The sequence below is a fragment of the Pseudanabaena sp. CCNP1317 genome, from assembly GCF_034931345.1.
Classification (GTDB): domain Bacteria; phylum Cyanobacteriota; class Cyanobacteriia; order Pseudanabaenales; family Pseudanabaenaceae; genus Pseudanabaena; species Pseudanabaena galeata.
In genome coordinates this window covers 78,501-103,660 of sequence record NZ_JAYGIF010000009.1, presented here as the reverse complement: position 1 = coordinate 103,660, position 25,160 = coordinate 78,501, and the positions used below count along the sequence as shown (strand labels likewise).

20 protein-coding genes are annotated in these 25,160 nt (G+C 44.4%); 14 read left to right on the top strand and 6 right to left on the bottom strand.

The window, feature by feature from the left end:
• The first annotated feature begins 253 nt into the window (after positions 1-253).
• The 11 genes from VB775_RS05500 (at position 254) to VB775_RS05450 (ending at position 12,929) form a co-directional block, all read left to right on the top strand.
• Positions 254-3,214: a hybrid sensor histidine kinase/response regulator gene (locus VB775_RS05500; protein WP_323216656.1), complete on the top strand. Its 2,961-nt coding sequence runs from the start codon at positions 254-256 to the stop codon at positions 3,212-3,214.
• A 30-nt stretch (positions 3,215-3,244) separates the two neighbouring features.
• The gene (locus tag VB775_RS05495; protein ID WP_281005652.1) at positions 3,245-3,760 is read left to right on the top strand and encodes a chemotaxis protein CheW; all 516 of its coding nucleotides are present in this window, start codon (positions 3,245-3,247) and stop codon (positions 3,758-3,760) included.
• 123 nt (positions 3,761-3,883) lie between these two features.
• Complete coding sequence (locus tag VB775_RS05490; protein ID WP_281005651.1) at positions 3,884-4,606, top strand: Uma2 family endonuclease; 723 nt, start codon at positions 3,884-3,886, stop codon at positions 4,604-4,606.
• Between the two features lie 219 nt (positions 4,607-4,825).
• Positions 4,826-7,147, top strand: a complete 2,322-nt coding sequence (gene purL, locus VB775_RS05485; protein WP_281005650.1) for a phosphoribosylformylglycinamidine synthase subunit PurL — start codon at positions 4,826-4,828, stop codon at positions 7,145-7,147.
• A gap of 345 nt (positions 7,148-7,492) precedes the next feature.
• A complete protein-coding gene (locus VB775_RS05480; protein WP_281005649.1) occupies positions 7,493-8,224 on the top strand; it encodes a heme oxygenase (biliverdin-producing) in 732 nt (243 codons plus the stop codon).
• A 66-nt stretch (positions 8,225-8,290) separates the two neighbouring features.
• Positions 8,291-9,691, top strand: coding sequence for an oxygen-independent coproporphyrinogen III oxidase (hemN, locus tag VB775_RS05475; RefSeq protein ID WP_281005648.1), 1,401 nt, complete (start codon positions 8,291-8,293; stop codon positions 9,689-9,691).
• Positions 9,692-9,878: 187 nt separating this feature from the next.
• The gene (locus VB775_RS05470) at positions 9,879-10,466 is read left to right on the top strand and encodes a 4Fe-4S single cluster domain-containing protein (protein WP_281005647.1); all 588 of its coding nucleotides are present in this window, start codon (positions 9,879-9,881) and stop codon (positions 10,464-10,466) included.
• 53 nt (positions 10,467-10,519) lie between these two features.
• Entirely contained in the window at positions 10,520-10,939 is a 420-nt protein-coding gene (locus VB775_RS05465; RefSeq protein ID WP_281005646.1) for a bacteriohemerythrin, read from the top strand.
• 119 nt (positions 10,940-11,058) lie between these two features.
• Positions 11,059-12,135 (top strand): magnesium-protoporphyrin IX monomethyl ester (oxidative) cyclase, encoded by a 1,077-nt coding sequence (acsF, locus tag VB775_RS05460; RefSeq protein WP_281005645.1) that lies wholly within the window; start codon positions 11,059-11,061, stop codon positions 12,133-12,135.
• Positions 12,136-12,523: 388 nt separating this feature from the next.
• Positions 12,524-12,709, top strand: coding sequence for a DUF6888 family protein (locus tag VB775_RS05455; RefSeq protein ID WP_323216655.1), 186 nt, complete (start codon positions 12,524-12,526; stop codon positions 12,707-12,709).
• Positions 12,699-12,929, top strand: coding sequence for a DUF6887 family protein (locus tag VB775_RS05450; RefSeq protein WP_281005643.1), 231 nt, complete (start codon positions 12,699-12,701; stop codon positions 12,927-12,929). The genes VB775_RS05455 and VB775_RS05450 overlap by 11 nt, the downstream gene beginning before the upstream one ends.
• Before the next feature lie 351 nt (positions 12,930-13,280).
• Here VB775_RS05450 and VB775_RS05445 read toward each other — a convergent pair whose 3' ends face one another.
• Positions 13,281-16,703, bottom strand: coding sequence for a tetratricopeptide repeat protein (locus VB775_RS05445; protein ID WP_281005642.1), 3,423 nt, complete (start codon positions 16,701-16,703; stop codon positions 13,281-13,283).
• A 295-nt stretch (positions 16,704-16,998) separates the two neighbouring features.
• Between VB775_RS05445 and VB775_RS05440 the strand changes: the two genes are divergently transcribed.
• The 3 genes from VB775_RS05440 to pheT all read left to right on the top strand — a co-directional run bounded on the left by VB775_RS05440 (position 16,999) and on the right by pheT (position 20,312).
• Positions 16,999-17,253 (top strand): AbrB/MazE/SpoVT family DNA-binding domain-containing protein, encoded by a 255-nt coding sequence (locus tag VB775_RS05440; RefSeq protein ID WP_281005641.1) that lies wholly within the window; start codon positions 16,999-17,001, stop codon positions 17,251-17,253.
• Positions 17,247-17,612: a type II toxin-antitoxin system PemK/MazF family toxin gene (locus VB775_RS05435; protein WP_281005640.1), complete on the top strand. Its 366-nt coding sequence runs from the start codon at positions 17,247-17,249 to the stop codon at positions 17,610-17,612. The genes VB775_RS05440 and VB775_RS05435 overlap by 7 nt, the downstream gene beginning before the upstream one ends.
• 288 nt (positions 17,613-17,900) lie before the next feature.
• A complete protein-coding gene (pheT, locus tag VB775_RS05430) occupies positions 17,901-20,312 on the top strand; it encodes a phenylalanine--tRNA ligase subunit beta (protein ID WP_281005639.1) in 2,412 nt (803 codons plus the stop codon).
• A gap of 353 nt (positions 20,313-20,665) precedes the next feature.
• On the opposite strand, the gene VB775_RS05425 is transcribed toward pheT, so the two are convergent.
• The 5 genes from VB775_RS05425 to VB775_RS05405 form a co-directional block, all read right to left on the bottom strand.
• Positions 20,666-21,619 (bottom strand): sll0787 family AIR synthase-like protein, encoded by a 954-nt coding sequence (locus tag VB775_RS05425; RefSeq protein WP_281005638.1) that lies wholly within the window; start codon positions 21,617-21,619, stop codon positions 20,666-20,668.
• A complete protein-coding gene (locus tag VB775_RS05420) occupies positions 21,620-22,126 on the bottom strand; it encodes an MSMEG_0567/Sll0786 family nitrogen starvation N-acetyltransferase (protein ID WP_281005637.1) in 507 nt (168 codons plus the stop codon).
• A gap of 275 nt (positions 22,127-22,401) precedes the next feature.
• Complete coding sequence (locus tag VB775_RS05415) at positions 22,402-23,487, bottom strand: MSMEG_0568 family radical SAM protein (RefSeq protein ID WP_281005636.1); 1,086 nt, start codon at positions 23,485-23,487, stop codon at positions 22,402-22,404.
• A gap of 71 nt (positions 23,488-23,558) precedes the next feature.
• Entirely contained in the window at positions 23,559-24,545 is a 987-nt protein-coding gene (locus VB775_RS05410) for a Nit6803 family nitrilase (RefSeq protein WP_281005635.1), read from the bottom strand.
• Between the two features lie 15 nt (positions 24,546-24,560).
• Positions 24,561-25,043 (bottom strand): MSMEG_0572/Sll0783 family nitrogen starvation response protein, encoded by a 483-nt coding sequence (locus tag VB775_RS05405; RefSeq protein ID WP_094534132.1) that lies wholly within the window; start codon positions 25,041-25,043, stop codon positions 24,561-24,563.
• Between the last annotated feature and the right edge of the window lie 117 nt (positions 25,044-25,160).

The window sequence follows — 25,160 nt, the reverse complement described above, 5'->3', positions numbered from 1 at the left end:
TTAGCTTTTAGCTTTTAGCTTTTAGCTTTTAGCTTTTAGCTTTTAGCTTTTAGCTTTTAGCTTTTAGCTTTTAGCTTTTAGCTTTTAGCTTTTAGCTTTTAGCTTTTAGCTTTTAGCTTTTAGCTTTATTTAGGATTCTGCTAGATTTAATTTGTCAATACACACAATAATAAAGCTGTTAGCTAACAGCTAAGAGCTAACAGCTAACAGCTAACAGCTAAGAGCTAACAGCTAACAGCTAAGAGCTAATTAATTGCTAAAACAAGAGGTCGATATGGCAACTAATACATTAACCGATCGCGAATGGGAAGTTCGATTGCTATTTCTCGACGAAGTTAAAGATTTTTTGGCGGATATAGAAACAGAAATCATTGGCTTAAGCGATCGCGGGTTGCAGCGATCGGCCCTCGATAAGATTTTGCGAGCCGCCCACTCGATGAAAGGTGGCGCGGGGATGATGGGCTTTATGGCTCTCAGCGAACTCGCTCACCAACTAGAAGACTTTTTTAAAATTTTACAAACGGGTAACAAAAGCACAACTCCTGAGATCGAAAGCCTATTTCTTAGTGCGATCGATGGGATGGGCAAGGTTGCCAAGATTCATAAGCATCGGAAAATTCCTCCAGAAAACTGGTTGCAAGAACATATTAATTCTCCCTTCCAACAACTGCATGAAATCTTAGGAGACTTATCAGCGAAGGATGAAGCGAGTTTACTTTCTGAAGAAGCAGGACAGGATATGCGTGTCCTCATGTTTGCAACGGAAGTAGATGCTTGTCTAGAAAGGTTAACCAATGTACTTGCTGATCAAAATTCAAAAGTACTAAGGGAAGAATTTGAACTTACTAGTCAAGAATTTGGCTGTTTAGGTGAAATGTTGGAATTACCAGCATTTAGCCAACTTTGTGGGGAGATTAGTACAGCCTTAGCTAATAAAGACCATAATCTTCAAGAGGTGACGACTGCGGCTCTAGAAGCTTGGAGGCGATCGCAAGCCCTTGTTTTGGTTAGTCAGTTTCAGGCTTTACCTGAGCATTTTGAAATAGCACCATCTCGCTTAGATGCAGACCCAGATTCTCTCAATACTTTTAATCTCGGCGAAAATACTCAAGAAGTATTAGACAGTGATTTTCTGCATGAAGATGAAACTATTAGTCTTGACCAATCTTCGCTCGATCTGGCGGATTTCCAAGATTTAAACACGGAACATTCCCCAGTAGTTAACGATCCTTCAACCTCTGAGCAAAGTCTAGATGCGACAATTAGGATACCTTTGCGTCAGCTAGAAGCCCTTAGCGATCGCTTTGGTGAGTTGAATGCTGAACGCAGCGGATTACGACTTCAGCTAAAACGGATGCGCGATCTAGTTCAGCTTTTAAATACGAGAATGCATGGTTTAGAGCAATCTAATGCCCAACTTAGAGACGCATATGATCGGGTGGCAACCTCCTCAGAATCTTTCATTCCGATCAATGCAGTAATTGCCTCGGAAACGCTGACAAGTATTAAGGGCAATATTAAGGGCGATATTAAAGGCGATCGCTTTACCAATCAAAGTCCAAACAGCGAATCACTTCTCCCCTATACTAGTCGCTTTGATTTATTAGAAATGGACTCCTATAGCGAGTTACATGTGCTATCACGGGAAATCATGGATAGTGTGGTGCAGTTACAGGAGGTTTCCAGCGACTTAGAAACTGCCTTAACGGATACGGAAGGCACAGAACGGGAACTGGGTCGAGCGTCTCGTCAAATGCAAACAGCGATCGAACAAGCCAGAATGCGAATGCTCAGTGAAGTATTAGGACGCTTTCCCCGACTGTTACGGGATTTGTCATTAGCTCACGGCAAACAGGTTGAACTTATCGTGCGTGGGAGTTCGACTTTAGTTGAGCGATCGGTTTTAGAAGTTTTGGAAGATCCGCTTTTACATCTAATTCGCAATGCCTTTGATCATGGCATTGAAACACCAGAATGCCGAATAAATCAGGGTAAATCGCCAAAAGGAAAGATCGAAATTGCCGCAGGATATCGTGGTAATCAAACAGTAATCACTGTCAGTGATGATGGCAATGGTATTAATTTCACCAAGCTACGCGATCGCGCTTTGCAGTTGGGATTAAGCGAGAGTGATCTTGATGGCTCTAGTGAGACTGAACTAATGGAGTTGATTTTTGAAGCAGGATTTAGTACCGCCGATCGCGTGACTGAGCTTTCAGGTCGTGGTGTTGGTATGGACGTGGTGCGCTCCAATTTGAATGTGATTGGTGGCAGCGTTCGAGTCGAAACAGAATCTGGGCAAGGAACAACTTTTATCTTGACAGTGCCAGTGTCTCTCTCAATTGCGCGAGTGCTTTTATTTGAGAGCAATGGTTTGCAGATGGCAATTCTCACTAGTGCTGTTGAAGAAATCCTCTTAATTAAAGACACTTCGATCTATACAGTTGCAAATCAAGAAGTGTTGGATTGGCAAGGCTATTCCGTGCCTTTATTAAAATTAGGCGATCGCCTACACTTCTCACGCCCACAATTCCAAAGTGAAACCGAAAACCGTCCGATTGTAGACGAACCTTTAATGCTAATTGTCACCCGCAATAACGTTCCCTTTGGATTACAAGTTGATCGTTACTGGGGTGAGCAGGAAGTAACGATCCGTGGTGTGCAAAGTTTAATCGCGATGCCAACAGGATTTATGGGTTGTGCAATTTTAGGCGGCGGCAAACTTGTGCCACTGGTGGATATTGACAACTTACTTACCTGGGCGATCGCAGATATTGACGAAGCTCCTAGCAAAACCCTGACTTTGCCATCTGAGCGAAGCGATCGACGCGTTACAGTGTTAGTCGTTGACGATTCTATTAACGTGCGTAGATTCTTAGCGATGACCTTGGAAAAATCTGGCTATCGAGTAGAACAAGCTAAGGATGGTTTGGAAGCAATGGAGAAGTTACGGAAATTACAAACATTACCGAAGAGTTCTCAAGTCAGTGCTGTCATCTGTGATATTGAAATGCCTCGTCTAGATGGATTTGGTTTCCTAGTTCAATCTCGTAGTGATGAGAATTGCAAAAATATCCCTGTGGTGATGCTCACTTCTCGCAGTGGTGCGAAACATCGAGATTTAGCAATGCGCTTAGGAGCATCGGCGTACTTTGCCAAACCTTTTAAAGACAACGAACTTCTGCAAACTTTATCTCAACTTGTAGCTAATTAATTACGAATTACGAATTATCAATTACAAATTATGCCAGCCATTTCTTCCCTCCGATCGCAACGACTTTCAGAACTTCGACCTGATATTGGTAAGCAATATGTTGCATTTCGCTTACGTCTCGCTTGGTTTATTCTCCCGATAGAATCTATTTATCGGGTAATCCCCCTAGACAAACATATTCCTAAAATCACATTTCTCGGAGAGAATGTGCCGATTATCGATCTTGGAAAAATCCTATTTGGTCAAACTAAAGCAAAAGTAGATAATGTCCCACAGTTAGTTGTTAATGGTGCGATCGTTGCCTCCAAACCATCCTTGATTATTGTCCATCGTCAAAATGAAGATTTAGTTGGCATACTCAGTAATTCTCAACCTGCTTTGCAAAAGGTCTCACAAGATCAAATCGTGTCTCTTCCCCCAACCTATAGCCAACGCTGGAAAGTTGACTTTATCAGTTCGATGACTCTTCCTTCTCAAGATTTTCCTTCACTATTTGCGATCGACAGCGATCGCCTGATTTCGACCGCATTAAAAAAGACAACATAAAACCCAAAAGGCAGAAGGGGAGCAAAGCGCCCCTTCTGCCTTTTGGATTTTTATCAATATATTTTGATATACTGGAGTCTAGCCAAAGCAAGTCAGGTCAACTCTTTTGTTGAGATCAATTTTATGATTCTCCAAATACCACCTACCAAAATCGAGCCAACTATTTCTTGGGAAGCTTTGCCTGATGATTTCGTTTTATCTGACGATCCTGTGGAAAATATTCAACAACCGACTCTAGCTGCTGCTCTTACTGATGCGTTAGGCGCAGCAAAACTTATACAATCAGATATGCTGATCGGTTCTAATTTTGGACTAGTTGCTACAGTAAACAACAAAATCATTGTCAAAGCTCCTGATTGGTTCTATGTGCCTAAAGTTTATCCTGTAACTAAGGGAACTGTTCGCCGCAGTTACACTCAAAATATCGAAGGCGAACCTGTTAGCGTGGTGATGGAGTTTCTATCTGAGACGGAATGCGGTGAACTCTCAGTTAGATCAACTCCTCCCTATGGCAAACTGTATTTCTATCAACAGATTCTGCAAGTGCCAACATATGTCACGTATGATCCTTATGCACCAAGTCTCGAAGTACGTTGCTTAGAAAATGGGAAATACAATGTACAGGAGCCAAATGCTCAAGGACAAGTATGGATTCCAGAACTAAATTTATTCTTAGGAATTTGGTCTGGGGAGAGGTTAGGACAGTCTATGAACTGGTTGCGCTGGTGGGATCGCTCAGGTAACTTACTGCTATGGAGTGCAGAACAGTCGGAACAGCAGGGCAAACGCGCTGATAAGTTAGCTGCTAAGTTGCGTGAACTTGGTATCGATCCTGACTCTTTGTAATACATTGCAAAGCACTGTATTACAGCCCAGAGAAATTTTTGAAAGCGCTGCTTTGCAGCGCTTTCAAAAATTTCTCTGGGCTACTTCAAGCTTGAGTAAGCTGTACCAATTCATAAAAGTCAAACCTAGTAACGGGTTTCAAAACACAAAACGGCGTAGCCGTTTTGTGTTTTGGTATAAGATCGATATTGACCGCCCAAGATTTGTCGCACGTTAACTATGACCGCAAATATCATTACCAAATTTTCTCCCGATGAAATTAAGTCTGAAGGCTTGACCCTAGATGAATATCAAATGATTTGCGATCGCCTTGGTCGTGAACCTAACAAAGCCGAATTGGGGATGTTTGGTGTGATGTGGTCTGAGCATTGCTGCTACAAAAATTCGCGTCCGTTACTTAAGCAATTTCCCACCACAGGCGATCGCATTCTCGTTGGACCGGGAGAAAATGCAGGCGTAGTCAAAATTACCGATGATATTGCCATTAGTTTTAAAATCGAAAGCCATAACCGTCCTTCGGCAGTGGAGCCATATCAGGGCGCGGCGACAGGTGTAGGCGGCATTTTACGCGATATTTTTACGATGGGAGCGCGTCCCGTCGCTATTTTGAATTCACTGCGATTTGGTGAACTCTCTGATCCTTGGGTGCGTAGTCGTGTCAATGGCATTGTCAATGGCATTGCTGGTTACGGCAACTGTATCGGCGTTCCTACCGTTGGCGGTGAGGTCTATTTTGATAAAGCCTATAACCGTAATCCCCTCGTCAACGCAATGGCGATCGGCATTATGGAAACCAAGGAAATCGTTAAGTCTGGAGCTTCAGGTACTGGTAATCCTGTGATTTATGTTGGCTCTACCACAGGACGAGATGGGATGAAGGGAGCGAGTTTTGCTAGTACTGAAATTTCGGACAAGTCGGAGCAGAGCCGTTCGGCGGTACAGGTCGGCGATCCCTTTTTAGAAAAATCCCTAGTCGAAGCTTGTTTGGAAGCATTCAAAACAGGTGCAGTTGTCGCAGCTCAAGATATGGGTGCGGCGGGTTTGACCTGCTCCACTTCTGAAATGGCAGCTAAAGGTGGTGTGGGTGTAGTTCTCGATCTAGATAAAATTCCTGCCAGAGAAACAGGAATGACTCCCTATGAATATCTGTTGTCAGAATCACAGGAACGGATGCTCTTTGTGGCGCATAAGGGAAGAGAACAGGAACTTATTGATATTTTTGAGCGTTGGGGACTTCATGCGGTTGTTGCTGGAGAAGTTTTAGCGGAACCGATTGTGCGAATTCTTTGGCATGGGGAAGTTGCTGCGGAAATTCCCGCTACAGCACTCGCTGACAATACTCCCATCTATCATCGTCAGCTTGCTGATACTCCCGTCTATGCTAAGAAAGCTTGGGATTGGGATGAGAAAGCGGCGATCGCTACTTTTAAATCCATTTCTCCCAATGATGCTCTTTTGCAATTACTCGATACTCCTGCGATCGCCTCTAAATCATGGGTCTATCGTCAATACGATCACCAAGTTCAAAATAATACGGTGATCTTTCCTGGGGGAGCCGATGCCGCAGTGATTCGTTTACGCGGTCAAGGCTTTGGAGTTGGCGAATTGGGAACAGCCCAAGCTCAAATTGATTCTCTTGTCGGTGTTGCTGCTACGGTTGATTGTAACGCTCGTTATGTTTATCTTGACCCCTATGAAGGTGCAAAACTAGCAGTTGCCGAAGCTGCGCGTAATCTCTCCTGCGTTGGCTCTGAACCGCTATCTGTCACCGACAATTTGAACTTTGGCAGTCCTGAAAATGCGATCGGTTATTGGCAACTTCACGAAGCTTGTCGCGGAATTGCTGATGCTTGTCGCGAGTTGTCAACGCCTGTGACTGGCGGCAATGTCTCACTCTACAACGAAACCATTGATTCCGAAGGTAACGCCCAACCGATCTATCCTACGCCTGTAATTGGTATGGTGGGCTTAGTTGAGGATGTCACTAAGGTTTGCGGTCAGGGCTGGCAATCCGTGGGTGATGCGATTTATCTACTCGGTAGCGATCGCAGTAGTTTGGCTGGTTCAGAGTATCTTGCTTCGGTTATTGGAGAAGTAACAGGTCGTCCCCAACCTGTTGATTTTGACCTAGAACGTAAAGTGCAATTCGCTTGTCGTCAGGGCATTACCCAAGGATTAGTCCAGTCAGCCCATGATTGCGCTGAAGGTGGGCTAGCCGTGGCGATCTCCGAATCAAGTATCTCTGGCAAACTCACCGCGCAAATTCAACTCGCCAATCCTGAAGGTCACCATCTCACTCAAGTTCTCTTTGGTGAAGGTGCGAGTCGAATTGTCGTTTCTGTTAAAGATGGCGATCGCTATGCATGGGAAATCTATCTCACCAATCAGTTAGGTCATAATTGGCAATATATCGGCACTGTTAGTAATGCAGACAAGAATTTAGAGATTATGGTGGGGCAAGAGCAGGCGATCGCTGTATCCCTAACGCAAATTACCAAAAACTTTAATGAGGCAATTCCTAAACGCATGGGACATAGGTAGCTCAGCATAGTTATGAACTGATGTTAACGTGAATTCGATATAGCCATTTGCGGTGTGCAAAGCACACCGCAAATGGCGAAAAATGGTAAGAATCGCTAAGCAATTCTTACCATTTTTCGCTTTTGTCGAACTGGCGTGATGTTATGTGGAACACTGATATTGGAGCTTGAAGACAAATCCAGAATGCCGTACCGTCCGATTAGAGAACGGTACGACATTCTGAGATTAAGGATTGAGTGGCGACGTTAATCGGCGATCACGATAATCCTTAACATAACTTTGCTTGACATTGGATATAGGTATAAAGTTTAGGATGCAGTGATTAAGTTGCGTGAGTAAATGCCGATGACTAGTCACTTAGCTACCCGTCTACGCGAAGGTACACAAAAATCTCATACTGCTGCCGAGAATACTGCATTTATGAAATGCTTTCTCAAGGGTATTGTGGAAATTGTACCGTTTAGAAAATTATTGGCTAACCTCTATCTTGTTTACAGTACCCTCGAAGCAGAACTAAAGCGCCATGCTGATCATCCAATTGTCGGGAAAATGTATTTCCCCGAAATTGATCGCCAGTCAAATTTAGAACAGGATTTAGCTTTTTATTTTGGTGATGATTGGCGATCGCAAATCGTCCCTCTCAAAGCAGGACAAGTTTATGTTGATCGCTTAATCGATCTTTCCAATACTGATCCCGCCTGTTTAATAGCCCATTCCTACACGCGCTATATGGGCGATCTATCAGGTGGGCAAGCCTTGAAACATATTATTCGTTCAGCGTTAGATTTGCCAAGCGATCGCGGCACGACTTTCTATGAATTTGAGCAATTGCCAACCATTGAGGCGAAAAAGGAATTTAAAGAGAAGTATCGCCATGCTTTAGATTCTCTGGTTGTGGATGAAGCCACAATTTTGAGAATTGTGGAAGAAGCAAATTATGCTTTTACACTCAATCGGAATGTGGTGGATGAGTTAGAAGCTGATGTTAGAGCCGTACTCGATCCCCATGTCTTTGACCTGCTCACCAAGCAGGATCGGGCTGGTAGTACTGAGCGTCACCATAGCCACGCAGCATAAAAATCATGAGAATAAACAGCGCCTTGCGCTGTTTATTCTCACCCCTTAAATTTAGGAAGTGAATGAATGCATACAGCAACACAGACAGTTAAATTTGATATTAATCTTTTACATAAATATGATCAGCCCGTACCCAGATATACCAGCTATCCACCTGCAACTGAATTAAACGAAAGCTTTCAGAAAATTGATTTTCGGGGAGCGATCGCGGCTGGAAATTTGCAGAAAACACCTCTATCTCTCTATGCCCATATTCCCTTCTGTGATGCACCCTGTTATTTTTGCGGATGCAATACGGTAATTAGCTCTCGCAAGGAAATTGCCGAACCTTATTTAGGTTATTTGATTCGTCATATTGAACAAGTGGCAACCACAGTTGATCGCGATCGCCTAGTTCACCAAATGCACTGGGGCGGCGGCACTCCTAATTATTTCTCCTTTGATCAGGTGGAGAGATTATGGCAAAGTTTGCATAAGCATTTCACTTTTGCCGAAGATGCCGAAATTTCCCTTGAAGTGAATCCGCGATCGCTGACTAAGGAATATTTGCAAGGTTTAAGAAACCTTGGATTTAATCGCATTAGTTTTGGCATTCAGGATTTTAATCCTAAGGTTCAAGAAGCAGTTAATCGCATTCAACCTGAAGAAATGCTGTTTCAGGGAATGGAATGGATGCGGGAAGTGGGCTTTGAAGGCGTAAACGTTGACCTCATCTATGGATTGCCCTATCAAACCCTAGACACATTTCGCGAAACCCTCACCAAAACGATCGCCCTTAATCCCGATCGCATTGCTGTATTTAACTTCGCCTATGTTCCTTGGCTGAAGCCATTACAGAAGAAGAAAATTGATCCTGCAACTTTGCCTTCACCAGAAGAGAAGTTACAAATCATGCAGATGACCATTGAAACTCTAACCAAGCATGGTTATGTGTTTATCGGCATGGATCACTTCGCGAAGCCTAATGATGAACTGGCGATCGCTCAGCGTGAAGGTAATTTACATCGTAATTTCCAAGGATATACCACCAAGCCTGAATCTGATCTCTTAGGCTTTGGCATGACCTCGATCAGTATGTTGCAAAACGTCTATACCCAAAACCATAAGGGTTTACAGGACTTTTATAAGGCGATCGATGCGGGCGAATTGCCGATTGAGCGTGGTGTTACTCTCAATGCCGATGACATTTTGCGTCGTTCCGTAATTATGGAACTGATGTGTCAATTTGAACTCTCGCAGCAAGAGATTGAAGCTAAATATCACTTAACCTGCGATCGCGATTTTGGTAAATATTTTGCACCAGAACGCTTGCAATTGCGACAACTACAGTCAGATGGCTTGATTGAACTAGAACGCGATCGCATTGAGGTCACGCCTGCGGGACGCTTGCTGATCCGCAATATTGCCTCAGTGTTTGATGCCTATCTGAAAAAGAACGATCTTGACAAATTCTCAAGGTCAGTCTAGATAAGAAACCATTTAAGAATTGTCTAGATCCCCCCACCCCCCCCTTATAAAGGGGGGAGAATTATCTTCTTCCCCCTTTATAAGGGGGGGGTGGGGGATCTCTTAGAGTCTTTGACCATAGAAAGTAATTCTTCAATGGCTTCCAAGGTTGCGGTCTAAAAAATCTAAAGAAACTTTGGAGGTTGACATGACACCACAACTGAATATCATGGGCTATCTAAATCGCTCTGAGGTAAATGGACCTGGTTGTCGTGCTGTGGTCTGGGTACAGGGTTGCTGGCGTGAATGCCCTGACTGCTTTAATCCAGCATCTTGGTCGTTAGCCATTAATCAACTCGTGTCAGTAGAGGAACTCTCCGAACGCATTCTCAGCGAACCCGCCAATCAAGGAGTCACCTTTTCTGGAGGTGAGCCATTTTTGCAGGCTCCTGCCTTAGCCGCCCTAGCCAAGCAGGTCAAAGCCTCAGGACTGAATGTGATGTCGTTTACGGGATACACATTAGCGGAACTGCGATCGCCTAGCGCCCCAGAGGGAGCCGAGGATCTTCTCGACCAACTGGATATTTTGATTGATGGTCCCTATATTGCGGCTCTTGCCATTCACGCTCCCGATTCTCCTGTTTCGTCGCGCAATCAGCGTTTGCATGTCTTTAATCCCGCTTTTGCCGACAAAATTGATTGGGCAAGCGATCAAACCGAAATTCATATTCTTAAGGATGGTACTCGTGTTTTTACTGGATTTCGCGGACAAATGGACTTCGATATGGTTTCTTAAATTCGCTGTTTGAGCAAAGCACAACCTCACACATACATTGATTCTATAAATTCATGCTTTCTACTTTGACTAAATCGATCGCTTGTTGGCAACAGGAATATAACACTGGTAACTCACAGGTCGATGGACAACATCAACAACTATTTGAGATTGTTAATGCCCTCCATGATGCTGTTGTCGCAAGACAAAATATTTATACAATCCAAGAGCTTCTAGAAGCCCTAGCGAATCACACCATCGAGCATTTTCAAACGGAAGAGGCTTTGATGATGGCGGTAAATTATCCTGATTACGATCGCCACAAACATACGCACGATTACCTCTTGTCCAAGGTAGATCGGCTACTGTTAAAGTTTCGCGATCGTAATACCGAAGCAGTAACAACAGAACTTACTCAATTTCTTACTGAATGGTTGACTCACCATATCAAGGGTGAAGACCAAAAGATGATTCAGTTTTTCCAAAATCAATAGATCCCCCCCAGCCCCCCTTGTAAAGGGGGGAGAATTTAATTCTTCCCCCTTTACAAGGGGGATTGAGGGGGATCGCACACCTCAAACTTTATAAAAACCTTTATAACTAAATTACTACAATGGTTTCAATTCACTCTAGACCCGAACCCGAACTTCTCCGTGAAGGTATCAAAGTTCCTGTTAAAGAAACCCTCTTAACTCCCAGATTCTATACTACCGACTATGACAAGGTTGCGAAGATGGATGTCTCATCGCAACAGGCAGAACTGGAAGCCGTAGTTGAAGAGCTTCGCACTGATTACAATCGCTATCACTACAAACGGGATAACGAGTTTTTGCAGTCTTGGGAACATATTGATGGGGAGACTCGCGCCGCTTTTATTGATTTTCTAGAGCGTTCCTGTACTTCAGAGTTTTCTGGATTTTTGCTATTTAAAGAACTGTCTCGCCAACTCAGCGATCGCAGTCCTCTGTTAGCCGAAGCCTTCAATCTCATGGCAAGGGATGAAGCGCGTCATGCAGGATTTTTGAATAAGGCGATGAAGGATTTTAATCTGTCGCTGGACTTGGTGAATATGACTAAGAAGCGCAGCTATACTTTCTTTAAACCAGAATGGGTAATTTACACCGTTTACTTGTCCGAGAAAATTGGCTACTGGCGCTATATTCTCGTGCATTATCATTTGAAGGATCATCCCGAAAATCAGTTCTATCCACTTTTCAAATACTTTGAAAGCTGGTGTCAAGATGAGAATCGTCACGGCGATTTCTTTAAGGTTTTGTTGCGATCGCAGCCAGCGCTATGGGGTACATGGAAAGCCAAACTATGGGCGCGGTTCTTCCTGTTGACGGTATTTGCTACGCATACGATTACCGTGTTTGAACGGGCTGATTTCTATAAATCCATCGGTTTAGATGCTCGCGAATATAACAAGCAAGTGGTGGTCAATACTAATCACACTGCAATTAGTGCGTTTCCTGCGGTGCTTGATACTAGTCATCCCGACTTTTTTCCTAGATTGGAGAAATGCGCTGATTACAATTTCAAGCTGATGGCGATTAATGATAGCGATCGCCCTCAGTTTGTGAAGACTTTGCAGAAGTTGCCTTTATTCGTAGCGATTTTCTGGCAGTTGTTACTGGTGTATTTAGCTAAGCCTATTGATGCTGAGGCTAAGCGCGGCGAAGTTCATTAGTCTTTTTGGCAATTAAATAAGAATCACTAGCTCAAGCTCATAGAAATCTAAATAGATTTCTGCAAGCTTGAGCTATATTTGCAGGGCGATCGCCTAAAATCCTCAGTATCTAATCGCTCTACAAAACTTGACGGTTTATTAAAACAGATTATCAGTCAATACTCACTATTTGAGTTTTCAGAAAATTAATGCCTTGCACCAGTTAGGCTCAAAGTGCGCGATGCGTTTGAGGCTATTCGGGAACTTTATGATGATCTAGGGAAAAAACTACCTCATAATTTGCCATTTGCCGATCGCTATAGCAGAATAATTTGTTAATATTTATCTAGAATGACAAGGTACTTGGCTATTAACAAATAAACTTCAAAATATTGAGTGAATAAATGGAATGCCCACTGATAGCCAGTTAAGTAGCTTGTATCGTATCTGCTATCAGCTAACTTATACAATGCTCCAACCTATACACCTTATTTGTATTGATGAGAGAACCCAAAATATATATATCTTGGCTGGATATGAGGAAGAGCTAGAGTTTCAAGTTTTACCTAATGGAGAGTTTGCAGATGAAAGTTGATTATGATTCTATGTCTAAGGCTGAACTGAAGCAATATTTTCTGAAGCATCGCGGCGATCGCGCTGCTCTTCAGGCTTATTTAGATCGTCTTAATCAGCGTTCTCTCAGGGTTATTGCTAGTCCTAGCGATCTTAATTTCGATCAAAAAGTGCAAGTTGCTATTCGAGAAAAATTGGAATCACAAGCTAAAGCTTCTTTGGAATTGAGGGATAAGGTTTAATTGATTTGTCACTGGTATTGATAGCTAGTGATATCGCCTAAATCCTCAGTATCTAGTCGCTCTACAAAACTTGGAGGCGATCGCTAAGCCTCAACAGAATCCGAATGTATATCCAGATCCTCGATTTTTGTTAATGTCATTATTTATTCGCGCCCATAGAATCGAACTGTAGGGGCAGTGCATTCCCGCAAGAATTTCTAATTGTTCAGATCATCTTCTTTTGGGAATGCTCTGCCCAAAACTTCGCAACGCAGGGACAAATTGTCTGTAAATGCAGAGAGGGCATAGCATTTGCGGATCGAGATTTCTGTGATGGGTTTTAAAATTGTGACGCAAATGTTAAGCCTCAACTTATTGCGCTTTCGCAATCGCCTGACGCAGCATCTCCATCACAGTATCAATGCCCTCAATTTTAGTAGGAAATTGCGCTATAAGTTCTGTAATCCTAAGATCAAGTGATAGTTCCGAAATTGGCAGGTTTTTTGTTGCTAAAATCTCTTGAAAACTTTTTATGCCTTGCTCAATTTCACCAATGAGAATTTGACAAATTGAACAAGCAATTATTTCGTTTGGAGAATTACTAGTAACAAGTTCTAAACTTTGTTTCCATATAGTAATAGCTTCTTCTTGATTGCCTTGTATACCCATTACAATACCTAAAATAAATTGCTGGGAAGCATCTTTTTTAGAGTTGAGGGTGATTCCCTTTTGCAAGGCTTTGATCGCTAATTCATACTTTCCTTGGAATAGATAGATCAGACCCAAAGCATTATTGTAATCAGGATAGTCAGGGTTGATTTTGATAGCTTTTTGTATGTTAGTGAGCGCTAATTCATACTGTCCTTGCAAGAAGTAGACTCCAGCTAAATTACTACTGTAAGAACCTCTGTCAGGGTCAAGATTGATCGCTTGTTGATAGGAGGCGATCGCTAATTCGTATTCTCCTTGTGCTTTGTAGACATTTCCCAAATTGTTATGGGGATAGGCAAATTTTGGGTCGAGGTCGATCGCCTGTTGATAGGATGCGATCGCTAATTCGTATTCTCCTTGTGCTTGGTAGACCTCTGCCAAACCGTTGTGGGGATAAGCATCTTTTGTGTCGAGGTTGATCGCCTGTTGATAGGATGCGATCGCTAATTCGTACTTTCCTTGATTGTTGTAGACATTGCCCAAATTGTTGTGGGGATAGGCAAATTTTGGATCAAGGTTGATCGCCTGTTGATAGGATGCGATCGCTAATTCGTACTTTCCTTGATTGTTGTAGACATTGCCCAAATTGTTGTGGGGATTGGCATAATTCGGATCGAGGTTGATCGCCTGTTGATAGGATACGATCGCTAATTCGCACTTTCCTTGATAGCAGTAGACATCGCCCAAATTGTTGTGGGGATTGGCAAATTTTGGATCAAGGTCGATCGCCTGTTGATAGGATGCGATCGCTAATTCGTATTCTCCTTGTGCTTGGTAGACATTGCCCAAGCCGTTGTGGGGATAGGCATCATTTGGGTCGAGTTCTATTGCCTGTTGATAGGATGCGATCGCTAATTCATATTTCCCTTGATCGGAGTAGGTATTACCCAAGTCGTTGTGGGGATAAGCATTTTTGGGGTCTAGGCTGATCGCTCGTTGATAGGATGCGATCGCTAATTCATACTGTTCTAATTGGTGAAGACTAACTCCTAACTCTCTCCATGAACTAGAATCATCAGGATTTAATGCAACAGAATTTTGATAAGCAATCTGGGCTTCAGTCGATGCGATTAGTTTACCGTCTTTCCTGAGAAACTTATAGCCAATTCCACTAAATTCTTCTGCTAAATCTTTTCGTAAATGTAGTGCAGTTTCAGGGAGTCGCTTTTCTGCTTCAAGATATATATGAAGACATTCTGAATAGCCTTCCAGTTCATAAAGTAATCGCCCATGTTGTAAAAAGAGAATTACCATGCGTTCATTTTTACGATCGCCATCAATCCAACCCCGTTTTGCCAACTTCTCCAACTCATCCAGCAAAATTTTCCGACTATCAGAATCGAAATAGTAATAATCTAAATCTTCAGTAAAGATTTTCAAGCGCTTTTTACTATCACCATCGAACCGCACCTGAAAAGTCTCAATAACTCCCAAAAGTTGCTTTTGCCAATCGCTGTTATATTGCCAACTCTCCACAAAAAGTGGCACAGCATAGCGCCAGCCAACCTCCACATCTTGCCAAAACTTAAACTGCACCAAATCCAACAACCCATTCGCAATCCGATCCGACTCGAAATAATCCGCCGTATCCGTAAACTCCTGAGTCCATTCATCCAAACGCGGTTCCAAATAAGCCACAGCCCGATCGCTCAACTCCCGCACCATTGGTGACTGTCCCGCTAACCCACAACGCAGATAATCTTGCAAAAAGCTCTCTAGTTTGTCATGGAGCCTAATGCCCTTACCCTCCAACAACACAAACGAATGCCTTGCCTTCAGCGATCGCATTTCTGGCTCAAGGTCAGTCACCCCCAGCATCGCCTTTAACAACTCATTATCAGGACGACGCATCATCGCCATCGCATACACCGCCTTTTTGTCCTGCTCATCCAAGCAATACCGTAAAAAGCGATCGCTCGTTGCCCTAACCACCGCCTCACGGGGCGACTCATCATCACGATCCGCCGATGGAGCGCTGAGAATCGTTGCCAGATCGATCCCCTGTTGACGCATCGCCGCAATTTGCTGCACCACAAAGGGAATCCCCAAACTAAACTGTTTCACTGACTCCGCCGCCTCATCACTCAGAGGCACATTGATTTCAGGATGTGCGAAATATTCACTCACCTGCTCCCGACTAAACTCACTCATCGGGTAAACATAGAGATTTTCCGAAAACTCATCTCGATAGCCGCGAAAATAATCCTGCGATAACCGATAGCTATCCGCCAGATTTGCCCGACCCGCGATCGCCCAAACCACCCGCCGACCCGCCGCCTTAATTACCATTCGCAACACGCGATCGCACTCAAGGCGATCGACAATCTCATAGGTATCCAACAAAAGCACTAAGGGCTTCTGTGTAGAAATTGCCTGTAAGCCATGCCCCAAAGCCTCAGCCAATTGTCGATGCGGTGTCGCAAAAATCCTGCGTTCCTCCAAGGACAACTTCTTTTTCATCAACCCCACTAAGGCACTCACCGCCCCATCCGCGATCGCCTCATCCACTGTGCCATCTCCCGCCCCCAGAATCATCTCTACATGAGGCAGTTTCCGCAAGGCTCCCAATGACCAACTCAAACCCTTTTTCAAAATCGGCGCATATTCTGCTCCCTCTCCCTGCCTTGCTTGCAGTTCCTTATCCACCTTCTCCTCAATTTGCTTCAGCGTTTTCTCCACCTGTCGATATTTCTCAAAAATCCCCTCACGCCCCTTACTCACCGCCAAATAAATCGTCGCCAATACCGATTCAGGACGAATTGATTCATGTCCCACATTCAGCGATTGATCCTCATTCTTTGCCTCTTCCCAATCCAATCGCAAAACGTCAAAGCAATTAGGAAACTCTTCTCCAGCCAATTCACAAAATCGCCGCCCCAGACTTGTTTTGCCCATTCCACCTTCGCCATAGAGCAAGAAAATATGTGGTGATGTACTGACCACTTCTTTCTTCGCAGGTAAATATTTCACCACTGTGGGCAAATTTTCTGAGAACCATCGCGAACCAGCATTTGGTTGCAGCGATCGCAACACTTCCCGAAATCTTTTCTGTTCCTCAGTCCTCGCCAAAAAGATCCTTGTCATAGATCGGCATCCTCCACATCTGTTGCCATTCTAACGAAAACTTTCCACGTAGGATGGGTTAGCGATAGCGTAACCCATAATTGACGGCTAATTGATGCGTTACGTTGCACTAACGCATCCTACAAATAATAAGCTTTCTTTTAATATCAAGATAATTGCTGTATCGAAAGTCAATTTTTATATATAGCGTTTTTCAAACAAACCTCTGTACCTCGCTTGCTTGAAAAACGTTATACGATCGCACTGCAAAATGTTTATACTTATGTTTAAACATAGAAATATAAGTATAAACCTCATGACCGAAGCAATACTAGATATCAAAACATGGGGAAATAACTTAGGAGTCCGCTTACCCGCCGCGATCGCCCGTGCCGCAAACTTAAAAGTCAATCAGCGCGTGCGCCTCTCCGTAATTGATGGAGCCGTAATTATTGCTCCAGTTCCCAATCCCCCATTAACACTCAAAGAACGTCTCGCCCAGTTTGACCCTGTTCGACATGGCGGTGAAGTTATGACCACCTCTCAAAAGCTAGGCGCAGAAAAGTGGTAAAAGCCTCCAAAGATTGGATACCCGATCGCCAAGATATTATCTGGATTGACTGCAATCCGCAGGTAGGCAAAGAAATGCGAGACATTCATCCTTTTTTAGTGCTATCACCACACATATTCAATGACAAAACCGCGATCGTGATTGGCTTACCAATGACGACGGCTGCATACAATGCTGATAACCCCTTTGCCGTCGCTGTTGGCAAAGCCTCACGCAGTAAAACCAGCTACGTTCTCTGCCATCAACCAAAGTCTTTTGACTGGCGGCTTCGTGGAGCCAAGCCTCATCCACTGAGCAAATTGGATAACGATTTGTTTACTCAAGTATGCGATCGCCTAAATCAAATCATTCAGCTATAGCAAACCCAAAAGAGAGTAGCGGCGCTTCGCGCCGCTACTCTCTTTTGGGTTTGATCGCCCATACAGCAAGCCTAGAATCAGGGCTATAGCGTCATGCCATACACTTAATACCAAAACTAAAAATGGCATAGCCATTTTTAGTTTTGAAAACCCTTACTGGGTTTGGTTTTCAATTCACAAAAGTGTTGTCACACTTTCGTGAATTGGTATAATGAGTTTGGAGTGCGGATTTTGCTAAACTACAATAGCCTGAATATTTCTTAATACTCTTTTCTCCATAATTTTCCAATGCGTATCTCTCTGAATTGGCTCCGTGAACTTGTAGACTGCGATCTCTCGCCCCAAGAGCTAGATGAAAAACTGACTATGGCAGGCTTTGAAGTCGAGTCAATCGAAGATCGCAGGACATGGGCTGAGGGCGTGGTGGTAGGTCATATCCTCACAGCCGAGCGTCATCCCAACGCTGACAAATTACAGGTATGTAAAGTTGATATTGGCGCACCCGAACCCTTGCAAATTGTCTGTGGTGCGGCAAATGCTAGACAGGGCTTGTTTGTGCCTGTAGCCACGATTGGGACTTATTTACCGACCATTGATTTGAAACTTCGCCCAACTAAATTGCGTGGCGAGCGTTCTGAAGGCATGATTTGCTCTCTAGCCGAGATTGGGCTAGCCAAAGAGTCCAGTGGCATCCATGAATTCCCTGAAGGTGTGACCGTCGGCGCAGATGTGCGTCCATTGCTAGGTTTAGACGATGCAATCCTTGATGTCACCTCGACCGCAAACCGTGCCGATGCCCTCAGTGTGGTGGGTATTGCCCGTGAAGTGGCGGCTTTGTTGGGTAAAGAGGTGCGCTTGCCCCTAGCTACTACAGATTTTCAACCCAAGACAGCGAAATGGGTTACCGTAGAAGATCCCAAATCTTGTCCCGCCTATATTGGTACATTGATTAAAGGCGTAAAGGTTGCAGAATCTCCCGAATGGCTGAAGCGGCGTGTGGAAGCGGCTGGGATGCGATCAATTAACAATATTGTCGATATTACCAATTACATTTTGTTGGAATGGGGACAGCCTCTCCATGCCTTTGATGCAGATACTTTAGCTGATGGTATCAAGATCGGGGTGCGCTTTGCCAAATCTGGAGAAAAAATCAAAACCCTTGACGATACCGATCGCACTCTCACCAGCCAAAACTTTTTGATTACGTCGGGCGACAAACCGATCGCGATCGCAGGAGTGATGGGGGGCGCAGAAACCGAAGTTTCTGAAAAAACTACCAATATTGTTTTAGAAGCGGCTCTATTTACGCAGGTTACTACAAGGCGATCGGCACGCGCTCAAGGCTTACGCACGGAAGCATCAGCACGCTATGAACGAGGCGTTAACCAATCGGCGATCGAGTCGGCTTCGGCAAAAGCAATCCAGATGATTACAGAGATGGCTGGCGGTGAAGTTGTGGAACAGAGCATTGTCGATGCGCGTTCTAAGGCAATTCGTACCATCGACTTACGCTTGACTAAAGTTTGGCAAGTTCTTGGTGAAGTCGATCGCGAAGATGATGATGCCTTAGCTTTGCTATCGGAAGCTGAAGTTGAGCAGACTCTCAAGGTTTTGTCCTTTGAACTTGAAAAGCAACCGATTGAAGAAGGTAGCTATGCCACATGGAAAGTCACCGTTCCTCCCTATCGCTATGCCGACATTGAGCGCGAAATTGACTTGGTGGAAGAGATTGCACGGATCTATGGCTATGACAAATTTGTAGAGACTTTACCTGCGAGAACCGAGTTTGGATTCCTCTCAGCCGATCAAGAAGGTGGTCGGATGATTCGCGCAGCTTTCCGAGCCGTGGGCTTAACAGAAGTGATGCATATGTCCCTATGCCCTCCCACTGAATCACATCAGGTGAAAATCAATAATCCTGTAGCGATCGAGTATGGAGCCTTGCGGGGAGATTTACTCACTAATTTGATTGAGGCATGTGCTTTTAACATCAATCAAGGTAATGGCATCTTGAATGGCTTTGAGATTGGGCGTGTGTTCTGGCTCGATGAAGCAGGTAGCGATGAAACCGATCGCATTGCGGGTATTTTCGGCGGCGATCCGACCGTGGGCGCATGGCAGCATGATTCTAAGCCGTTGAATTTCTATGAAGCCAAAGGTTTGCTTGATTCCGTTTTCCACAATCTCTCGGTAACTGTGGAATACCAACCTGATCAAAAGGATGAACGCTTACACCCCGGACGTACTGCTTCTCTGTGGATTTCTGGTGAACGCCTTGGTACATTCGGACAGTTACATCCCCAGTTACGCGCCGAGAAGGAACTTCCTGATGAGATTTATGCCTTTGAGCTAGATTTCTATACTTTGCTCGATGCGATGATGAAAAAGTCGATTCCTACTTTTCAGTCATTCTCGACCTATCCCAGCAGCGATCGCGATATTGCCTTCTTTGCACCATTGAAGTTCACGGTTGCCGATATTCAGCGATCGATTACCCATGTGGGCGGCGAGCTACTTGATTCTGTGACGCTCTTTGATCAATACATCGGTAAAGGTGTTCCTGAAGGTTCGCGTAGTCTTGCCTTTAGACTAGTTTATCGAGCAAGCGATCGCACTTTAACTGATGTCGATATTAATCCTGTCCATCAAAAAGTACGTGACTTACTCGAAGAGAAGTTCCAAGCAACATTGAGAAGTTAGTGATTGCTGTTGCGTGGAACGCCCTCACCCCTAGCCCCTCTCCCGCAGGAGCTACGGTGTACACACAAGTCTAACTGTCTACGTTTTGATTTATCTAAGCCCCCTAAATCCCCCAATTCTGGGGGACTTTGAAAGAATTTTATTTTCTTGTTCCCCCAGAATTGGGGGCTAGGGGGCGATTAATTGTTGACTTGACTGGGTTTTATGACTTGTGTGTACACGGTAGCCCGCAGGAGAGGGGAACAAGAAAATAATATGGATTTTGCTCCCCTTCTCCTGCGGGAGAAGGGGTTAGGGGATGAGGGTTCCACGTAACAGCAATCACTAAAAAAGCCTTGCAAAGCAAGGCTTTTTTAGTGATTGCTAAATCCAGTTAAAGATTGTTGAGAGAAGTCCCAAAATAGAGTTGACTCGCCTTGCGATCGCAGAATCACTTCTTTCTCTGCTTGAACCTCGCCAACTACCGCACAAACTAAATTTTGAGCATGAAAAAGAGCTTGAACTGATTCTACTTTTTTAGGACGAATACTTAATAGAAATCCATAACTAGGAAAGGAAATCAGCCAACGTTCTAAGGGTACATTCTCAGGACAGGGAATCTGATCTAAATCGAGAGTTGCACCACAATTAGAAGTTTCCGTAAGCATTAGTAAAGTGCCGATAATCCCGCCCATACTGATGTCTTTGGCAGCATCACAGAATTCTGATTTAGCGATATATGGCAAGATTGATAAATTCTCCCGTAATTGCTGTGGATCGGCTTTAGTTGCCGCATTCCAAAATGGGTAATCAGGATGAAACTGACCACGCATATCGATCGCCACTAACAAGACATCATTGGGCTTTGCGTTAAAACTGGTGAGCAACTTCTGGGCGCGTCCGAGAATGGCAACAGATAAGGCGTTATATGGACTACGGCAATTTGTATGTCCACCAACAATTGGCACTTGATAAGCAATAGCCGCCGCTTTCATTCCAGCTAATAATTCAGAAATTGAGTCAGGTGATTGACTCCAGAGCGTATCAACAACAGCTATCGGTTCCCCCCCCATTGAGTAAATGTCACTAACATTAACCATCACCGCGCACCAACCCGCAAACCAAGGATCTGTTTCGATTAATTGCGGTAACATCCCCTCAGCGGCAAGTAACAAATAGCCTTCGCGATCGCGAATTGCCGCACAGTCATCACCTAACAGAATTGCATCATTCCATTGCTCACCTAGCCCTCTTGCCGTAATCTGAATATCTTGCTTGTGCAAGATACCCATAGATGCTCTAAGTTTTGCTGCAAGTTCCGCCAGCATCTAGGAAGCCTCACGGATTTGAGCAGGATAAGTAGGACGAATTTCATCGCTTGGGGGATAGAAGTTAAGATCAGCTTCCATAAAATGATGAGGGCGATCGCAGATCGTCATTTCTTTAAGAGATTCCCAATGTAAACGTTGGAAGAAGCGCACATTCTGGATTTGGACTGTAGCAAAAAAGCGATCACAGCCCCATGTATTTGCGGTAGTCACTGCTTTGTAAATCAAGCCTTTACCAATTTGCCAACCTCTACGATAGTCTTTATGCGTGCCTAATCTACCACCATACCAGATGCCTTTTTCGGTTTCATAGATGCGGACAACGCCCACAACTTGATTATTCTCAGGATTAATCGCCACAATCGGATAAGCGATCGCATCAATGTCATCGACATCATTCTCTTCAAATACATATTGTTCTTCTACAAAGATCGCTTTGCGAAGCTCGAAATAGGCATCGATTTCTTGTGGTGTAGATGCTAGTTTGAAAATATAAGCGGCAGTCATGATAATTATCCCTAAGTTTAATATTATGCCCTCACGCCCCTTCTCCTAAAGGAGAAGAGGCGTGAGGCAAATTTTTATCCCCCCTCTCCCTCCTATATACACAAGTCTTGCTATCTGCGTTTTAAGGTTTAGATCCCCCCCAGCCCCCCTTAAAAAGGGGGGAGAATTTTCTTCTTCCCCCTTTTTAAGGGGGATTGAGGGGGATCTTTAGTGAATCATGATATAGCTGATAACTAATGTGTACAGGTTAGCCTAAAGTGCTAGGGGTGAGGGGCTTATTCAAAAAGAGAAAGTGCTGAACAAGCGCCACATTTCGCGCATCCTGCTTTGATATCGGCGGAAGACATCTGCGATCGCTTTAGCAATGTACCCACCTGCTCATAAACCGCAAACATAAACTCCGTCGTCGGTGCAGGATGATTTGCTAATGGCGTGCCGCTAATTGGTACAAAGGGAACGACAAAGGGATAAACACCGATGTTAATTAGGCGATCGCAGGTTTCCACCAGAGTTTCTAGACTATCGCCTAAGCCTGCTAAGAGATAGGTGCTGACCTGACCCCAGCCAAATACTTTGACGGCAGCAGCAAAGGCTTCAAAATAATAGTCAAGGGGAACGCTTGCTTTGCCAGCCATGATTTTGGCGCGAACTTTGGGATCAGCAGCTTCCAAATGCATTCCTAGAGTGTCAATACCTGCTGCCTTCATGCGCTCAAACCAGATAAAATCATCGGGAGGTTCGCATTGAGCTTGAATGGGAATATCCACTTTTGCTTTGATGGCTTTGGCACATTCCGTCAAATAAGCCGCACCGCGATCGCTCGTATTTGGTGTCCCCGTAGTCATCACCATGTTCTTAACTCCATCCAAGCGCACCGCAGCTTCGGCAACTTCGGCTAGTTGAGCAGGAGTTTTGCGAGCGATGGTACGTCCTGCTTCGAGGGATTGCCCGATCGCACAAAATTGACAGGACGTATCCGTATTGTTATAGCGCATACAGGTCTGCAAAACCGTTGTTGCTAGCACATCGTGGCTGTGAAGCAATGCGATTTTCCAATAGGGAATGCCATCGCTGGTGGTGAGATTATAGAAGTTAGGAGACTTAGGAAAAGTAATGGGCGCGATCGCTTCTTTTCCTGACTCTAAAATCAACTCGCTAGTTTCGGCATTAATCTCCACCGTATAGGGAGAGCTAGCTGCTGAACTATTAAAGACGGGAACCATGACTGTTGTGCCATCGATGGCGATCGCCTTATGATCGGAAGGGCCTGCGCCACCTTTGCGACCGTTAGCGCCCATTTGGCGATCAACCAGTTGCAAACCCTTAGTCTGTAATTCCGTAATTAATTGTTGCTTATTCATTAAGGGTTATGCTCCTATCGAAACTTGCGATCGGATTTTTAAATTCATACTTAATCAGGTAGGCAAGGGGCTTAAGCCCCTTGTTCTTGGCATGAAAAATCCATTACATTTAATCCCTGATCAAAACCATCGATCTGGAACCCTGCAAAAGCCTCAGCATTCAAATGAGCCTGAAGCAAATCTGGACGCGCATAATGTCCAACCGAGTCCATCATCCGCTTGCGTTTGGTGATCAGCGAGAAGTCTAAATCAGCGATCGCCATGCCTTCTCCATCTGTAATTGGTGGACAAAGATGATTTCCTTCTGGGCCAATAATTGCAGTATTGCAACCACCACTTAGAGCCTTTTGGAGTTTCTCATCACTGGTAATTTGACTTACTTGCTCTGCCGAGAGCCAACCTGTGGCATTAATCACAAAGCATCCAGACTCAAGGGCATGATGACGGATCGTAACTTCGATTTGGTCAGCAAAAATCTGTCCAACTAAAGAACCCGGAAATTGAGCGCAGTGAATCTGTTCATGCTGAGACATCAAAGCAAATCTTGCCAAGGGATTGTAATGCTCCCAACAAGCTAGAGCGCCGACTTTCCCAACCGCAGTATCTACTACCTTCAAACCTGCGCCATCACCCTGTCCCCACACCATCCGTTCATGATAGGTCGGGGTGATTTTGCGCCGCTTCAGTAACAGCGAACCATCGGCATCGAAAATTAGCTGCGTGTTATAAAGCGAACCACCGTCGCGTTCATTCACACCCAACACAACAACGATGCTATGCGATCGCGCGGCTTGACTGACCGCATCCGTAACAGGACTAGGCACAACAACAGCTTCTTCGTAAAGTCGCATATGTTCTTTTCCCATCATTACGGGCGGTTGCACGAAGGAAAAGTAAGGATAGTAGGGAACGAAGGTTTCAGGGAAAACGACGATCTGAGCGCCTTCTTTTGCAGCATTGGCGATCGCTTGCAGGACTTTCTCAGTTGTACCATCGCGACTGAACAGCACAGGACTGATTTGGACAGCGGCGGCTCTAACTTTGCGTGAATAATCCACGATTTTGTGAAGTCCTTATAGAGTCCAAGTATCAAGAATGAAGGCGTTATCCTTGCGATGCAATAGAATGATATCTAATACATCCAGAGGACTAATCGGACGAATACCAGGAATTAGTGATGGCTCACCATGTCCATAGAGAGCTTGTAGGGCAAAGCGACAGGCATAAACCTTGCCACCTTCAGACATGAATTTTGAGATTTGGTCATTGAAATTCTGATGGCCCGGGAAAGCAGCATCGCCTAGTTTTGGGAAACCACGCTGTACACCCAGAGTTACCCCAGGTCCATAGAGCAAAATCGAAGTCTCAAAACCTTTGCGAAGCAATCGAGTAGCTTGCAAAAGGTTCACAAAACCGATTGAACCTTCAAAGGCGACAGTATGGAAAGTGACAAGGGCTTTCTCCCCCGGTTCAGCTTTGACATCCTCAAATACTTTCTCTTCATAGTTCACAAAGAAATCGCCAGTCTGGTGAGCAGGAGCAGTTACTTCAGGCATTGTTGTTTCCTTTAAGAGTGGATGTTGGAGAGGCTGTTAGCTATTAGCTTTTGGCTGTTAGCTTTAAAATTTGAGGTTCAGAACTTCTTTAATATCTAAAATCCGACTATCAGTAAC

Excerpts from the sequence above, each read along its gene's own strand:
- VB775_RS05495 (WP_281005652.1), top strand. The coding sequence starts at position 3,245 with ATGCCAGCCATTTCTTCCCTCCGATCGCAACGACTTTCAGAACTTCGA.
- VB775_RS05490 (WP_281005651.1), top strand. The coding sequence starts at position 3,884 with ATGATTCTCCAAATACCACCTACCAAAATCGAGCCAACTATTTCTTGG.
- purL (WP_281005650.1), top strand. The coding sequence starts at position 4,826 with ATGACCGCAAATATCATTACCAAATTTTCTCCCGATGAAATTAAGTCT.
- VB775_RS05480 (WP_281005649.1), top strand. The coding sequence starts at position 7,493 with ATGACTAGTCACTTAGCTACCCGTCTACGCGAAGGTACACAAAAATCT.
- hemN (WP_281005648.1), top strand. The coding sequence starts at position 8,291 with ATGCATACAGCAACACAGACAGTTAAATTTGATATTAATCTTTTACAT.
- VB775_RS05470 (WP_281005647.1), top strand. The coding sequence starts at position 9,879 with ATGACACCACAACTGAATATCATGGGCTATCTAAATCGCTCTGAGGTA.
- VB775_RS05465 (WP_281005646.1), top strand. The coding sequence starts at position 10,520 with ATGCTTTCTACTTTGACTAAATCGATCGCTTGTTGGCAACAGGAATAT.
- acsF (WP_281005645.1), top strand. The coding sequence starts at position 11,059 with ATGGTTTCAATTCACTCTAGACCCGAACCCGAACTTCTCCGTGAAGGT.
- VB775_RS05455 (WP_323216655.1), top strand. The coding sequence starts at position 12,524 with ATGCCCACTGATAGCCAGTTAAGTAGCTTGTATCGTATCTGCTATCAG.
- VB775_RS05450 (WP_281005643.1), top strand. The coding sequence starts at position 12,699 with ATGAAAGTTGATTATGATTCTATGTCTAAGGCTGAACTGAAGCAATAT.
- VB775_RS05445 (WP_281005642.1), bottom strand. The coding sequence starts at position 16,703 with ATGACAAGGATCTTTTTGGCGAGGACTGAGGAACAGAAAAGATTTCGG.
- VB775_RS05440 (WP_281005641.1), top strand. The coding sequence starts at position 16,999 with ATGACCGAAGCAATACTAGATATCAAAACATGGGGAAATAACTTAGGA.
- pheT (WP_281005639.1), top strand. The coding sequence starts at position 17,901 with ATGCGTATCTCTCTGAATTGGCTCCGTGAACTTGTAGACTGCGATCTC.
- VB775_RS05425 (WP_281005638.1), bottom strand. The coding sequence starts at position 21,619 with ATGCTGGCGGAACTTGCAGCAAAACTTAGAGCATCTATGGGTATCTTG.
- VB775_RS05420 (WP_281005637.1), bottom strand. The coding sequence starts at position 22,126 with ATGACTGCCGCTTATATTTTCAAACTAGCATCTACACCACAAGAAATC.
- VB775_RS05415 (WP_281005636.1), bottom strand. The coding sequence starts at position 23,487 with ATGAATAAGCAACAATTAATTACGGAATTACAGACTAAGGGTTTGCAA.
- VB775_RS05405 (WP_094534132.1), bottom strand. The coding sequence starts at position 25,043 with ATGCCTGAAGTAACTGCTCCTGCTCACCAGACTGGCGATTTCTTTGTG.